The organism is Sphingosinicella microcystinivorans, assembly GCF_027941835.1.
GTDB lineage: Bacteria > Pseudomonadota > Alphaproteobacteria > Sphingomonadales > Sphingomonadaceae > Sphingosinicella.
This window is the reverse complement of the sequence record NZ_CP116005.1, coordinates 4,072,777-4,087,686: the sequence shown is the minus strand read 5'-3', so window position 1 is coordinate 4,087,686 and position 14,910 is coordinate 4,072,777. Positions and strand designations below refer to the sequence as shown.

The following is a 14,910-nucleotide window of genomic DNA, read 5'->3' as shown; positions in this document are numbered from 1 at the left end:
GGTTTGGGCTGCCAAGCCCCGGAATGCACTTCTCCGATGCGTTGCCGGGTGCGTTCGCGGCTCAGGTGAGGAACTGCTCCATCGCGATGCGGTCGTCGAGCGCGTATTCGGGGTCGAACAGCAGCTCGAGCGTGATCGAGCGGTCGGTGCTGACGCGCACCACGTCGACGTCGCGCACCTCGAGCTGGTCGGCGACCGCGCTCACCGGGCGCTTGCCGGCCTCCAGCATCCGGAACTCCACCACCGACGTGTCGGGGATGAGCGCGCCGCGCCAGCGGCGGGGGCGGAACGGGCTGATCGGCGTCAGCGCGAGCAGGTCGGACTGGAGCGGCAGGATCGGGCCGTTCGCCGAGAGGTTGTAGGCGGTGGAGCCCGCGGGCGTCGCCACCAGCACGCCGTCGCAGGTGAGTTCGGACATGCGCACGCGCCCGTCGATGGCGATCTCGATCTTGGCGGCCTGCCGCGTCTCGCGCAGCAGAGAGACCTCGTTGATGGCGGGCGAGACGATGCGGTCGCCCGCGATGGTGCGTGCGTCCATCTGCAGCGGGTGCAGCCGGAAGGCGCGCGCGCTCGCGATGCGCTCGGCGATGCCGTCCGGGCTGTATTCGTTCATCAGGAAGCCGACCGTGCCCCGGTTCATGCCGAAGACGCGCGCCGGTTTCCGGCGGTGGAGCACGGCGTGCAGCGTCTGCAGCATGAAGCCGTCGCCGCCGAGCGCGAGGATGATGTCGGCCTCGGCCTCGCTCGACCAGTCGTGCAGCGGCATGATCGCCGCCGCGGCCTCGCGGGCGGCGGGCGTCGGCGAGACGGCGAGCGCCACCTTGCCGGGAAATTTTCCGGTCATCCGCCGGTCACGCTCATGTGGCGGGGGACGGCGGCGCGCGGCCCGCCGCGGCCGATGACGAAGTCGTGGCCTTTCGGCTTGCGCGTGATCGCCTCGGCGATGGCGGCGTCGAGGTCCGCGTCAGAGGGCGAACGGCGCACGGCGGCGCGCAGGTCGGCGCTGTCCTCCTGGCCGAGGCACATGTAGAGCCGCCCCGTCGCGGTCAGCCGCACGCGGTTGCAGCTTTCGCAGAAATTGTGGGTGAGGGGGGTGATGAAGCCGAGCCTGCGGCCCGTCTCCGCCACCTCCACGTAGCGCGCGGGCCCGCCCGTGGCATAGCCGGTCGGCCGGAAGGTGAACCGCTTCGAAAGTTCGGCGCGCACGATGGAAAGCGGCAGGTAGCGGTCGGTGCGGTCTTCGCCCACTTCGCCCATCGGCATGGTCTCGATGAAGGTGAGGTCATGGCCTTCGCGGCCGCACCGCGCCACCATGTCGCCGAGTTCGTCGGCGTTGATGCCGCGCAGCGCCACGGTGTTGATCTTCACGGCGAGCCCGGCGGCCTTCGCGGCGGCGATGCCGTCCAGGACGCGCGGCAGCTCGCCCCAGCGCGTGATGCGCCGGAACCGGTCCGGGTCGAGCGTGTCGAGGCTGACGTTGACGCGGCGCACGCCCGCCGCGGCGAGCGCCTCGGCGTGCTTGGCGAGCTGGTTGCCGTTGGTGGTGAGCGTCAGCTCGTCGAGGCCGTTCCCCAGATGGCGCGAGAGCGAGTCGACGAGGCCGACGATACCGCGCCGCACCAGCGGCTCGCCGCCCGTCAGCCGCACCTTGTTGACGCCCCGCCGGATGAAGGCCGACGCGATGCGGTCGATCTCCTCGAGGCTCAGCACTTCGGACTTCGGCAGGAACTGCATGGTTTCCGCCATGCAGTAGGTGCAGCGGAAATCGCAGCGGTCCGTCACCGAGACGCGCAGGTAGGTCACCGCCCGGCCGAAGGGGTCGATGAGCGGGCCTTGCTGTGCCGTCCTTGCGATCACGTCCTGCATCGTCCTCCAGAGTTAGTCGCGCCGGGGGCAGGGGGCAAGTTTTGCCGTCGATGCGAACGGGCCCGGCCGTGCGCGACGCTGGCCTTTGCAGGGCATCGTGATAGTGTTACAGGCGCAGCTGTCTCCATACGAGGTGAAATGCACGGCTCATCGCTTTCAGCGCCCGTCTTTCTCGCCTCATTCCGCTACCGGCGCGAAGCGCAGGATGCCATTGAGGCGACAGGACGTCCGGTCATCGTCAGCCAGCGGCCTGACGATGCCGCCCGTCGTTATGCCGCGTCCGAAGCGCTCATCGCCATCGTCGACGCGCGCGGCGCGCTGCAACGGGGCTTGCAGCAGGTCGAGCAGCTTGCGCAGGCGGTGCAGGAGCGCCGGGGCGGCCTTTTGGTGCTCCTGTCGCGCAGCGACGCGGCCGCGCTCGGCGACGTCTACACGGCCGGGGCGACGCATTATCTGATCAGCCCGTTCGGCGCGTCCGAGCTCGGCCAGTCGCTGCGCTTCGTCGAGCGCTCGATCCGCCGGATGCAGAAGACGAGCGCGGAGGCGGCGGTGGCCTCGGCGCAGGCGTCGATCGGCGGCACGGCGCGCTGGGAGTGGAGCGAGGGCGACGATTTCGTCCGCATCAGCCCGGCGCTTGCCGTGCTCATCGGCGATCCGCCGCACACCGACCGGCTTTCGCTCGACGACGCCTTCCTGCGGCTCGACCGCCGTGCGCGGGCGCAGGCGCGCCGCGCCGTCCGCCGCATCTGGCAGGCGGGCGTCCCCGGCGAGGTCGAGCACCGGCTGGTCATCGACGGGCGTCCGCACACCTATGTCCACCACATGCGGCCCATGCGCGATGCCGGGGGCAGCGTTCTCGGGCTCACCGCGACCGTCGAGGACCTCGACTCGACGCTCATCGAGCGGCGGCTTTCCGCGCATTTCGACACGCTGACCGGCCTTGCCAACCTGCGCCATGCGCGCGCGTGGGTGGACGAGAAGCTGAACACCCGCGCCGGGCACAAGCCGGCTTGCATCGTCGTGATGTTCGCGATCAGCCGCTTCGATCAGGTGAACGCCGCCTACGGCCGCGCGGTCGCGGATTCGCTGCTTCAGGCCGTGGGCCGCCGCCTGCGGCGCCTGCTCAACGACCAGACCGCCGAAAGCGAGCTTCCCGCCCGCCTCGGCGGCGCCGAGTTCGCGGTCGCCTTCGCCGGGCCGATCACGCTCAATCAGGCCGTGTTCTTCAGCCAGCGCATCGGCAAGGGCTTCGAGAAGCCGTTCATCGTCGGCGGGCGCGTCATCCATCTGTCGTGCCGCATCGGCATCGCGGCGAGCGACGAGGAGGTGACGAGCGCCGACGAGCTGTTCCAGCGCGCGAGCGCCGCGCTCGCGAGCGCGAAGGAACTCGATCCCAACAGTTTCCAGGTCTTCCTGTCGGACGAGCACGGCAACCCGGCGCGCTTCGCCAGCCTCGAGGCGGACCTGCGCGCCGCGGCGGAAAAGCGCGGCCTCAGCCTGCTCTACCAGCCGCAGGTCGACATCGTCACCAACCGCATCGTCGGCGTCGAGGCGCTGGTGCGCTGGGAGCATCCGCTCTACGGCGTGCTCCCCGCCGAGACCTTGTTCGCCATCGCCGAGCGCGCCGAGTTCGGCACCCGCCTCGGCGAGCAGATCATGCGGCAGGCGTGCAGCGAGGCGGCGGCGTGGCCGGTGCACCTGCGCGATCTCAGGCTTTCCATCAACGTCACGGCGGCGGACATGCGCGCTCCGGATTTCGAGCGCATCGTCGTGGAATCGCTCGCCGACAGCCACTTCCCGCCCTCGCGGCTGACGCTGGAAGTCACCGAGGGCGGCCTCGTCGAGGACCTCGAGCACGCCTCCGAGATCCTCTCCAAGCTCCGCCACCGCGGCATCAGCGTCGCCATCGACGATTTCGGCACCGGCTACTCGTCGCTCGCCTACCTGAAGTCGCTGCCGCTCGACATCCTCAAGGTCGACAAGAAGCTCGTCACCGATCTTTCGGGCTCGACGCGCGACCGCGTCATCGTGCGCGGCGTCGTCGACATGGCGCGCTCGCTCGGCATGGTCGTCGTCGCGGAGGGCGTCGAGTCCGAAAGCCAGCTCGAAACGCTCGTGCGCGAAGGCTGCAACTGGTATCAGGGCTACCTGTGCAGCCCGCCGCTCGCGCCGGATGAACTGGCGCCGTTCGTGGAGACCTGGCAGCACGCCCGCGCTGCTTGACCAATCCTTAACCGCCGTCCCTTAGAAAGCTGCACATTAAGGGTATTACAGGGGGCAGGCTGGCTCGTGCAGGCCAATCGCGTACTTGTTGTCGGCAAGGATGAAGCGCACGCGAAGGCGGGCGCCGCCAAGATCGCGGCCGACAAGTTCACCGAGGTGCAGCCTGCGCCGTGGCTGGAGGCGATCCCGCTCGCCTCGAGCGGGCGCTATCAGCTCGTCATCGTGCTCGCCGGCGCGGAAATCGGCATCGCCGCCGTCACCACCTTCGCGCGCAGCGCCGAGCGGTGGACGCAGCGCGAGGGCATGATGCTCGTCGCGCTCACCGAGGACGGCACCGCCGCGCTCCACCGCGATCTCCAGCACGCCGGCTTCGACGACATCATCCATCGGCCCATGCACCCCACGCAGGTCGCGAGCCGCGTCGGGGTGCTGCTGCGCCTCTCCACGATGCGCCGCGAGCTTGCCCGCCGTCAGGCGACGGCGCGCGGCTTCACGAGCGGCGACGGGCTTTTCCTCGCGCCCGCCGAGCCGGTGATCCAGAGCCGCCGCGCCTCGGTCCTGCTCGTGCAGTTCGACCAGAGCGCGCACTGCGCCGAACAGTTCAACCGCGCCGTCCGGTCCTGCACCGACGCGCAGGTCTGCGACGATCCCGAGGCGGCGCGCACGCTGCTTTATCGCGGCGGCCTCGACGCCGTGCTGCTCTGCTCGGCGGTGGACCCGAAGGGCGCGATCGCGTTCGCGGACCGGATGCGCCGCGTGCCCGCGCTCTACAACCTTCCCGTGCTGCTCGCGACGCCGGACGTCTCCGGGCTCGATCTCGACACGGTGTTCAACGCCGGCGTCACCGATGTCGCGCCCACGTGCCTGTCGAGCGAGCAACTCTCCGTGCATCTCGCCTCGTTCAAGCGGCTGGAGGCGCTGCGCGCCGCGCTCGCCGCGCGCTACGCGCAGCATGTCGAGATGGTCATCCGCGACGGCCTCACCGGCTTTGCGGGCCACGGCTTCGGCATGGCGCATCTCGAGGCGACCTTGCGGGAATGCACCGAGCTTTCGCTTCCCGTCGCCGTCGCGGGGCTCACGATCGAGAACCTCGACGAGGTCAACGCCGCGCACGGCTATCTGGCGGGCGACATCGTGATGCGCCGCGTCGGCGACGTGGTCCGCCGCTGCATCCGCGGCGAGGACATGGCGACGCGGCTGTCCGGCAGCCGCATCCTCGTGCAGTTCCCCGACACGCGCTACGCGAGCGCGAACGTCGCGGTCCGCCGCCTCGCGAACGTGCTGCGCTTCCAGAAGGTCGACCTGCGGGGCGGAACTTCCATCGCGCTCAGGATCGGCTACACTCTCGCCTGCTGGGACGGCAGCGCGGACGCGCGGACCCTCGTCGCCTCGCTGAAGGCGAGGAAGGTCGCGGTCGCCGCCTGAACCGGCTCCCGCGCGGGAGAGGCTGCATGGCGATCACCATCGACGTCGTATCGGATTTCGTCTGCCCGTGGTGCTGGATCGGCAAGCGCCACCTCGACACGTTCGCCGGCGAGGCCGACATCGAGCGGCGCTGGCACCCTTACCTGTTGCACCCGGACATGCCGGAAGGCGGCGTCGACCGCGCCGAATTCGTGCGCCAGAAGTTCGGCAGCGACGCGCGTGCCCGCGAACTCGGGGCAGGGGTCACGGCCGCCGCGAAGGGCGTCGGCCTCGAGATCGACTACAGCCGCGTGAAGCGCGTGCCGGACACCCGCGACGCGCACCGCCTCGTTCGCTGGGCGGGCGGGCAGGGGCGGGCGGATGCCGTCGCTGAAGGGCTGTTCCGCGCCTATTTCAGCGAAGGCCGCGACATCGGGGACGCAGCCGTCCTTGCCGGCATCGGCGCCGCGGCGGGCATGGACCGCGCCATTCTGGAGGACCTGCTGGCGGGGGACGCCGACCGCGACGTGATCGAGGCCGAAGCGGGCCGCGCCCGCGCCATCGGCGTCAGCGGCGTGCCCACCCACATTTTCGCGAACAAGGTCGCCGTGGTCGGCGCGCAGCCGATCGAGGCGCTGAGGCAGGCGGCCGAACTGGCCGCCGCCGGGTAGCGGCGGGCGCGCTCGCGGAGGGCGTGCGCGCCCGCTGCCGTCAGCCCATCCGGTGCAGCACGCAGAGCTTGTTGCCGGTGGGGTCGCGCAGATAGGCGAGGTAGAGCTTGCCGAGGCTGCCTTCGCGGATGCCGGGCGGGTCTTCGCAGGTCGTGCCGCCGTTCGCGACGCCGGCGGCGTGCCACGCATCGGCTTCGGCAGGCGATTTCGCGGCGAAGCCGATGGTGCCGCCGTTCGCATGGCAGGCGCTCTCGCCGTTGATCGGCTTGGTGATCACGAAGATGCCGGTCGGCGTCATGTAGAAGACGCGGCCCTTGTCGTCGGCGTTGCCCGGCGGAACGCCGAGCGCGCCGAGCGTCGCGTCATAGAATGTCTTGGCCGCGGCCACGTCGTCCGCGCCGACCATGATATGGCTGAACACTGTCTCTCTCCCTCTGGAACACCGCGTTAGGGCTGCGGCTTCACGGGCGCTGATCGCATGTGCGCGGTGGCCCATCAAGTCCGCAGTTCCGTTAGCTCTGAGAGGGGTCTTCGGTGGATTCTCAACCGTTTCCGCAGCGCAGCCAGCCGTAGCGTTTCACTGCGTGACCGGACTTCACCTGCGCGCAGGAGAGATTGGTGTTGCCTGACCAGCACTGCAGAATGGCGCGGCCATAATGGTCGGTTTCGATCTGCTGACAACGGACGTCATTGCCCGCGATAAGCGAACGCAGATGCTCGCGGCTCGCATAGGGATCGCCGGGCGTGCAACGGCGTCCGGGGCGGCAGGCGCCGGGCATTTCCGGTGCGTCGATGCCGTAGAGTCGCCCGCGTCTCATGCCCCGGCAATTGATGTTGTCGCCGTCGTGAATGTAGGGCGCGGTGCAAGCGAACGTGTCCGCGCGATCGGGCGTGGAGGCGGCAAGCGGTACGTCGTCCCAAAGGAACACGGTGCCGAACACGCAAATCGACATCAGGGCCGTAACCGACCAGAAGGCGCGCGTGCTGAGCGGGGTATGCGGAATCCCGGCCATGTAGCCTAGGCTACGGCCCGAATCTTAAACAAACCTACCCGGCCAGCTTCCCCATCGCCCGTGCCACGCCCAGCGCGCCTTGCAGCCGCGCCGCCGGGCTCGGCCAGTCGCGGCCGATGAACAGCTTGTGGTCGGGCCGCAGCTTCGCGACCTGCGCGTTCTTCTGCACGAACTCGATGAGCTTGCCGGGTTTCGGGAAGCTGCCCGCGTGGAACGCGATCAGCGCGCCCTTGGGTCCGGCCTCCAGTTTCTCGATGTTCGCGGCCTTACAGTGCAGCTTGATTTCAATGACTTTCAGGAGATTGCTCACCTCGTCCGGCAGCTTGCCGAAACGGTCGATCATCTCCGCGGCGAACGGCTCGACGCCCGCCACCTCGTCGATGTCGTTGAGGCGGCGATAGAGCGCCATGCGGAGATTGAGATCGCTGACGTAGCTCTCGGGGATGAGGATCGGCGCGTCCACGGTGATCTGCGGGCTGAACGCCTCGCGCGGCCTGTCGAGGCCCGCCGCCTCGGCGCGCGCCGCCAGCATCGCCTCTTCCAGCATGTCCTGATAAAGCTCGAAGCCGATCTCGCGGATGTGTCCCGATTGCTCGTCGCCCAGAAGATTGCCTGCGCCCCGGATGTCGAGGTCCTGCGCGGCAAGCTGGAAGCCCGCGCCCAGCGTGTCGAGGTTCGACAGCACCTGCAGCCGCTTCATCGCCGTTTCGGTGACGTTGTGGTTCGCGGGCGTCGTCAGGTACGCATAGGCGCGAGTCTTCGCGCGGCCGACGCGGCCCCGGATCTGGTAAAGCTGCGCCAGCCCGAACATGTCGGCGCGGTGCACGACGAGTGTGTTGGCGCTCGGGATGTCGAGACCCGATTCGATGATCGTCGTGGAGACGAGCACATCGTAGCGCTTGTCGTAGAAGGCGGACATGCGCTCCTCGACCTCGGTCGCGCCCATCTGCCCGTGCGCGACGATGAATTTCACTTCCGGCACGTGCGTCCGCAGGAATTCCTCGATCTCGGGAATGTCGGCGATGCGCGGCGTCACGAAGAAGCTCTGGCCGCCGCGATAATGCTCGCGCAGCAGCGCCTCGCGCACCACCACCTCGTCCCACGGCATCACGTAGGTGCGCACCGCGAGCCGGTCGACCGGCGGCGTCGCGATGATCGACATGTCGCGAAGCCCCGACATCGCCATCTGAAGCGTGCGCGGGATCGGCGTCGCGGTCAGCGTCAGCACATGCACGTCGGTCTTCAGCTGCTTCAGCCGTTCCTTGTGGACGACGCCGAAGCGCTGCTCTTCATCCACGACGACAAGACCGAGCCGCTTGAAATTGATGTTTTTCGATAAAAGCGCGTGCGTACCGACCACGATGTCGACGCTGCCGTCGGCCAGCCCCGCGCGCGTCTTCGCCGCTTCGGCGGCGGGCACGAGGCGGGAAAGGTGCCCGATCTTCACCGGCAGCCCCTCGAAGCGCTCGCGGAAGTTCTGCGCGTGCTGGCGCGCGAGCAGCGTCGTCGGGCAGATCACCGCGACCTGCTGTCCGGCCATCGCGCCCACGAACGCCGCGCGCAGCGCCACCTCGGTCTTGCCGAAGCCGACGTCGCCGACGATCAGCCGGTCCATCGGCTTTCCGGCGGCGAGGTCCGCGACCACGTCGTCCGCCGCGTGGAGCTGGTCGTCGGTCTCGGCGTAGGGGAAGCGGTCCACGAACGCCCCGAAAGTTGACGCCTCCGCCTCGAACACCTTGCCCGGCCGAGTCGCTCTCTCCGCGGCTACTTTGAGAAGTTCGTTCGCGATCTCGCGGATCCGCTCCTTCATCCGCGCCTTGCGCGCCTGCCAGCTCGCGCCGCCCAGCTTGTCGAGCGCGACGCCCTCCGAGTCCGAGCCGTAGCGGGAGAGGACGTCCATGTTCTCCACCGGCACGTAGAGCTTGTCCCCGCCGGCATACGACAGGTGCACGCAGTCGTGCGGGCTCTTGCCCACCTGGATCGTCGTCAGCCCTTCGTAGCGCCCGATGCCGTGGTCCGCGTGCACCACGAGGTCGCCCGGCGTCATCATGGAAAGCTGGTCCATGAAGGCGTCGGCCTTGCGCGCCCGCTTAACGCGCCGCACCATCCGGTCGCCGAACATGTCCTGCTCGGAAACGAGCGCGACGTCGCCCGTGGTGAAGCCGTGGTCGATCGGCAACACCGCCATCGCCGCGCCGCCGGATTTGGCCGCGCCCAGCGCCTCCTGCCAGTTCTCCACGATATGCAGCGGCCCGAAGCCGTGGTCGGCGAGCAGCGCGTGCAGCCGGTCGCGCGAGCCCTCGGTGTAGCTCGCCAGCACGACGCGCCTGCCGTCCCGGTGCAGCGCTGCGACATGCGTGCCCACCGCCTCGTAGACGTTCGCCTGCGCCGCGCGTTCCGGCGCGAAATCCCGTGCTGCCGTCACGCCGAGATCGAGCACGCCGTCCTCGTCGGGCCGCGCGAAGTGTGTCGCGAGATGCACGCGCCGCGCCTCCTGCGCGCCCTCCCACTCGGCCTTGGTCAGGTAGAGCGCATCGGACGGCAGCGGCCGGTAGCTGCCCGGCTCGCGCGTCATCGCCGAGACGCGGTTGCCGTGATAGTCGTCGATCGCCGCGAAGCGCTGCTCGGCGGCGAGGCTGGTGCCCTCGTCGCGCACGATGATGTCGCTATCGCCCAGATAGTCGAACACGGTGCCGAGCCCGTCCTCGAACAGCGGCAGCCAGTTCTCCATGCCCGCCAGCCGCCGCCCGTCGCTCACCGCCTGATAGAGCGGGTCGCCGGTCGCGGTGGCACCGAAGCGGTCCACGTAGCCGCGCCGGAACCGCTGGATGCTCTCCTTGCCCAGCAGCGCCTCCGAGACCGGCAGCAGGTCGAAGCCCGCGCTGGTGCCGCTCGTCATCTGGCTCGCCGGGTCGAAGAGGCGCAGCGTCTCGATCTCGTCGCCGAAGAAGTCGAGCCGCAGCGCCTGCTCGGTGCCCGCCGGGAACAGGTCGAGGATGCCGCCGCGCACCGCGAACTCGCCCGCGTCCATCACCGTGTCGGTGCGCACGTAGCCGTTTGCCACCAGCATCTCGGCGAGCGCGTCGCGGTCGATCCGCTCGCCCGGCGCGATGCGCGCGCTGAGCCGCGCCAGCCGTTCGGGTGTCAGCGTGCGCTGGATGAGCGCGTTGACCGTCGTCACCACGAGCTGCGGCGTCTTCACGGGCCTGAGCAACCCGGCAAGCCCCGCCACCCGGTCCGCCGCCACGCGCAGCGAAGGCGATGCGCGGTCGTAGGGCAGCGAGTCCCACGCCGGGACGTACAGCGTCTCCACTTCGGGCGCAAAGAAGTGCGCGGCGTCGAGAAGCTGATGCGCGGCAAGGTCGTCGGGCGCGACGAACACCGCGCGCGCGCCTTTGGCGGACGCAGCGCGCGCGAGGTCCGCGAGCAGCCACGGCTGGAACCCGGCGGGCGCGCTCGCCAGCGTCAGCGGCGCGTCAGCCTTGGCAATAGTCTCGACGTAATTCTTCACTCGGGCGCCACCATGAAATCGAGCCGCCTCAAGGCGTCGAGCAGCGGACCGTGCCAGCGCTGCGGCGCCTCGGCGGAGCCGATCGCCCACGCCATGATCTCCACGTCGTCCTCTTCGAGGAACGCTTCCATCCACGCGATCTCGGCCTCGCCCCAGCCTGCGAGATGGCGATCCGTGAAGCTGCCGATCATGATGTCGGCTTCCTTGGTGCCGCGGTGCCAGGCGCGGAAGCGGAGCCGCCGCCGGCGCGCGTCGAGGGGGTCGGTCATAGGTGCTTTCGCCAATAGCCATTGGACGGAAAGCGCATTTGCGCCTCCCGCTGCATGGGGTTAGTCAGTTCGCGAGATAACATGCGACCCGATATCCTCAACCCCCTGTTCGCGGAAATCGCGGCGCTGAAGGGCGTCGGCCCGGCGCTCGAGCGCCAGCTCGAGCGGCTTGAGATCGCGCGCGTCATCGACCTGCTGTTCCATCTCCCCACCGGCGAGGTCGAGCGGCTGCGCGTCGATGCCGTGCACGGCGGCCTCGAAGGCAAGGTCGTCACGCTTGCGGTCGATGTGATGGGCCATGAGACGCGCGGCCCGAAGTCGCCGCTGCGCGTCCGCGTGCGCGACGCGGACGGAAACCTGCTCGACATCGTGTTCTTCACCGACCGCGGCGGCTATGCGCGCCAGCTTCTGCCCGTCGGCGAGCGCCGCGTCGTCAGCGGCCGTCTCGACCGCTATGGGCAGAACCTCCAGATCGTCCATCCCGATCACGTCGTGGTGCCGGAGAAGGCGGGAGAGATCCCCGAACGCGAAGCCGTCTACGGCCTCACCGAGGGCCTCACCAACCGCCGTCTCCGCACCCTTGTCGAACACGCGCTTGAGCGTGTCCCGGAGCTTCCCGAGTGGGCAGGCGCCTCGCTCCTCAGGCAGCGCGGCTGGCCGCGCTGGCACGAGGCGCTCGCCGCCGCCCATGCGAACGACCGTGCCGTTCGCGACCGGCTCGCCTACGACGAGCTTCTCGCCAACCAGCTTGCGCTGCTGCTGATGCGGCAGGCCTCACGCCGCCGCGGCGCACTGCCGCTGAGGGGCGATGGCCGTCTCATGGACGCCATGCTCCGCGCGCTCCCTTATCGTCCCACCGGCGCCCAGCAGCGCGCCGTTGCCGAGATCACCGGCGATCTCGCCCAATCCGCGCCGATGCTGCGGCTGCTTCAGGGCGATGTCGGTTCGGGCAAGACGCTGGTCGCGCTCGCCGCGATGCTCGGCGCGGTCGAAGCCGGGGCGCAAGCGGCGATGCTCGCGCCCACGGAAATCCTCGCCCGCCAGCACATGGCGAACATCGCGGCCCTGCTGGACGGCATCGGCATCCGCGCCGAAATCCTCACCGGCCGCGAGAAGGGTGCGCAGCGCAAGGCCATCCTCGCCGATCTCGCCGCTGGAGACATCCACATCCTTGTCGGCACGCACGCCATCTTTCAGGAAGCTGTGGACTACCGCAACCTCGGCCTCGTCGTCGTCGACGAGCAGCACCGCTTCGGCGTCGCCCAGCGGCTGATGCTCGCCGACAAGGCGGAGAAGACCGCGCACATGCTGGTGATGACGGCGACGCCCATCCCACGCACGCTGACGCTCACCCATTACGGCGAGATGGACATTTCGAAGCTCGACGAGATGCCCCCCGGCCGCACGCCCGTCGAGACGCGCGTCATCAGTCAGGACCGGCTCGAAGAGGTGGTCGAAGGCGTCGGCCGCCTGCTCGGCGGTGGCGGCCGCGCCTACTGGGTCTGTCCCTTGGTGGAGGAAAGCGAGGGCGCGGGCGATCTTGCCGCCGCCGATGCCCGCCACGCCATGCTGAAGGCGCGCTTCGGGTCCATCGTGGGTCTCGTGCACGGCCGCATGAAGGGCCCGGACAAGGACGCCGTGATGGCGGATTTCCAGTCCGGCCGCATCCAGCTTCTCGTCGCCACGACGGTCGTCGAGGTCGGCGTCGACGTGCCGGAGGCGAGCCTGATGGTGATCGAGCAGGCCGAACGCTTCGGTCTCGCCCAGCTCCACCAGCTTCGAGGGCGCGTGGGTCGTGGCGCGGCGCGCTCGGTGTGCCTGCTCGTCCGTGCCCCGAACATCTCGGAAACCGCACGCCAGCGCCTCGCGCTCATCCGCCGCTCGAACGACGGTTTCGAGATCGCCGAGGAGGACCTCAAGCTGCGCGGCGGCGGCGAGCTTCTCGGTGTTCGCCAGTCCGGCGACCCGGAGTTCCGCATCGCCACGCCCGAGCAGGTCGGCGCGCTCGTCGAGGCCGCCCGCGACGATGCCCGTCTGCTCGTCGAGCACGAGGGTGGTCTTTCCGGCCCACGCGGGGAGCCGGCGCGTATTCTTCTCTACCTCTTCGGACGCGATGCCGCAGTCGGCCTCTTGCGTTCCGGCTAGCCGTTTGCGACAGCGCCGGAAGAATGAAGATTCCGATTGTAACCGCGTTGCTGCTCGCGCTCGCCGCGCCGTCGTTCGCGGGGGCCGACTGGGCTTCGGCGCGGCTCGAAAATGCCATGTCCGCCTATCGCACAGGCGACTACCGCACGGCGCAGCGCGGCTTTCAGCGCCTTGCCGAGCACGGCTCCGCCGTCGCCGAGACCATGCTCGGCGTCATATATGCGGAGGGGCGAGGCGTTCGGGCGAACCCGGCCGTAGCGGCAGGATGGTTCCGCCGCGCCGCGAGCCGCGGCTACGGCCCGGCGCAGATCGCGCTCTCGGATGCCTTCGCGCGCGGAAGCGGCGTCGGCCGCGACACGCACGCCGCCTATTTCTGGGCGCTCGCCGCGACGATCGGCGGCGACCGCAGCGCCGAGACCTCGGGCCGGAGCCGCGTCGCGGCGCTCGGCAAGCACCTCAGCGCCGATACGCGCGCGGAGATCGCCGCAGACGTCCACAACTGGCGCCCGAGGGCACAGCGGATGCGGTAGTCAGGACACCAAGGGGCGCGCCTTATCCGAAATTCACCACGCCGTGCCGTTTCTTGCCCGCCGACACGCGCACGGCGCCGGAGCCCGAGATCGTCGCGGCCGCGTCCGTCACGGCCTCGCCGTTCACGCGGGCACCGCCCTGCGCGATCAGGCGGCGTGCTTCGCCCTTCGAGGCTGAAAGTCCGAGGTCGACGAGGGCATCGACGAGCGGAATGGGGCCGTTTGCGGCGATGTGCGGCAGGTCCTCGCCCGCACCGCCTTCGGCAAACGTCGCGCGTGCGGTTTCCGCCGCGCCCTGGGCTGCATCCTCGCCCCGGCACATCGCCGTTGCCGCGTTCGCCAGTGCTTCCTTGGCGGCGTTGATCTCTGCGCCTTCCAGCGCCTCCAGCCGGGCGATCTCGTCCAGCGGCAGGTCGGTGAACAGCCTCAGGAACCGGCCGACGTCGGCGTCGTGCGTGTTCCGCCAGAATTGCCAGTAGTCGTAGGCGGGGAGCAGATCCTCGTTCAGCCACACCGCGCCCGCCATCGTCTTGCCCATCTTGCCGCCGTCGGCCGTGGTGATCAGCGGCGTCGTCACGCCGAACACCTCGGTTCCGTCCACGCGGCGGCACAGCTCGACGCCGTTCACGATGTTACCCCACTGGTCGGAGCCGCCCATCTGCAAGCGGCAGCCCGCGCGCCGCGACAGTTCGAGGAAGTCGTAGGCCTGCAGGATCATGTAGTTGAATTCGAGGAACGACAGCGACTGCTCGCGGTCGAGGCGCAGCTTCACCGAATCGAAGCTCAGCATCCGGTTCACCGAGAAGTGCTGGCCGATGTCGCGCAGGAACGGGATGTATTCCAGCCGGTCCAGCCACTCGGCGTTGTCGAGCATCACGGCATCGGTCGGCCCGTCGCCGAACACGAGGAATCGTTCGAAGATGCGCTTGATCGAGGCGACGTTGCTCGCGATCGTCTCGGTCGTCATCAGCCGCCGCGCCTCGTCCTTGAAGCTCGGGTCGCCGATCTTGCCGGTGCCGCCGCCCATCAGCACGATCGGTTTGTGGCCGGTCTGCTGGAGGCGCCTGAGCAGCATGATCTGCACGAGGCTGCCGACATGCAGCGACGGCGCCGTGGGATCGAAGCCGATATAACCCGGCACGACCTGCTTTTCGGCCAGCGCGTCGAGCGCCGCCGCGTCGGTCTGCTGATGGATGTAGCCGCGCGCATCGAGCAGGCGTAGGAGATCGGACTTGAATTCGGTCATGGCGAGCGGGCGCATAGCATGGGGGTGAGCGG

12 protein-coding genes are annotated in these 14,910 nt (G+C 69.4%); 5 read left to right on the top strand and 7 right to left on the bottom strand.

Annotated elements, in window-relative coordinates; all coding sequences use genetic code 11:
* Positions 1-61: 61 nt before the first annotated feature.
* Positions 62-844: an NAD kinase gene (locus PE061_RS19720; RefSeq protein WP_271256911.1), complete on the bottom strand. Its 783-nt coding sequence runs from the start codon at positions 842-844 to the stop codon at positions 62-64.
* Positions 841-1,866, bottom strand: a complete 1,026-nt coding sequence (gene moaA / locus PE061_RS19715; RefSeq protein WP_271256910.1) for a GTP 3',8-cyclase MoaA — start codon at positions 1,864-1,866, stop codon at positions 841-843. The genes PE061_RS19720 and moaA overlap by 4 nt, the downstream gene beginning before the upstream one ends.
* Positions 1,867-2,004: 138 nt before the next feature.
* Between moaA and PE061_RS19710 the strand changes: the two genes are divergently transcribed.
* From PE061_RS19710 to PE061_RS19700, 3 genes are all read left to right on the top strand, one after another.
* On the top strand, positions 2,005-4,089 hold the full coding sequence (locus tag PE061_RS19710; RefSeq protein WP_271256909.1) for a putative bifunctional diguanylate cyclase/phosphodiesterase: 2,085 nt from the start codon (positions 2,005-2,007) through the stop codon (positions 4,087-4,089).
* A gap of 66 nt (positions 4,090-4,155) precedes the next feature.
* Complete coding sequence (locus tag PE061_RS19705; protein ID WP_271256908.1) at positions 4,156-5,514, top strand: diguanylate cyclase; 1,359 nt, start codon at positions 4,156-4,158, stop codon at positions 5,512-5,514.
* 26 nt (positions 5,515-5,540) lie between these two features.
* Positions 5,541-6,164, top strand: coding sequence for a DsbA family oxidoreductase (locus tag PE061_RS19700; protein WP_271256907.1), 624 nt, complete (start codon positions 5,541-5,543; stop codon positions 6,162-6,164).
* A gap of 40 nt (positions 6,165-6,204) precedes the next feature.
* Here the strand turns inward: PE061_RS19700 and PE061_RS19695 are convergent, their stop codons facing one another.
* The 4 genes from PE061_RS19695 to PE061_RS19680 form a co-directional block, all read right to left on the bottom strand.
* Entirely contained in the window at positions 6,205-6,585 is a 381-nt protein-coding gene (locus PE061_RS19695) for a VOC family protein (RefSeq protein ID WP_271256906.1), read from the bottom strand.
* Between the two features lie 121 nt (positions 6,586-6,706).
* Complete coding sequence (locus tag PE061_RS19690; protein ID WP_271256905.1) at positions 6,707-7,177, bottom strand: thermonuclease family protein; 471 nt, start codon at positions 7,175-7,177, stop codon at positions 6,707-6,709.
* A gap of 34 nt (positions 7,178-7,211) precedes the next feature.
* Positions 7,212-10,688: a transcription-repair coupling factor gene (mfd, locus tag PE061_RS19685; protein WP_271256904.1), complete on the bottom strand. Its 3,477-nt coding sequence runs from the start codon at positions 10,686-10,688 to the stop codon at positions 7,212-7,214.
* Entirely contained in the window at positions 10,685-10,957 is a 273-nt protein-coding gene (locus PE061_RS19680; RefSeq protein WP_271256903.1) for a succinate dehydrogenase assembly factor 2, read from the bottom strand. The genes mfd and PE061_RS19680 overlap by 4 nt, the downstream gene beginning before the upstream one ends.
* Before the next feature lie 81 nt (positions 10,958-11,038).
* Between PE061_RS19680 and recG the strand changes: the two genes are divergently transcribed.
* Both recG and PE061_RS19670 read left to right on the top strand, forming a co-directional pair.
* The gene (gene recG / locus PE061_RS19675) at positions 11,039-13,102 is read left to right on the top strand and encodes an ATP-dependent DNA helicase RecG (protein WP_271256902.1); all 2,064 of its coding nucleotides are present in this window, start codon (positions 11,039-11,041) and stop codon (positions 13,100-13,102) included.
* 23 nt (positions 13,103-13,125) lie between these two features.
* Entirely contained in the window at positions 13,126-13,632 is a 507-nt protein-coding gene (locus PE061_RS19670; protein WP_271256901.1) for a tetratricopeptide repeat protein, read from the top strand.
* A gap of 22 nt (positions 13,633-13,654) precedes the next feature.
* On the opposite strand, the gene tyrS is transcribed toward PE061_RS19670, so the two are convergent.
* The gene (tyrS, locus tag PE061_RS19665; RefSeq protein ID WP_271256900.1) at positions 13,655-14,878 is read right to left on the bottom strand and encodes a tyrosine--tRNA ligase; all 1,224 of its coding nucleotides are present in this window, start codon (positions 14,876-14,878) and stop codon (positions 13,655-13,657) included.
* Positions 14,879-14,910 lie beyond the last annotated feature (32 nt).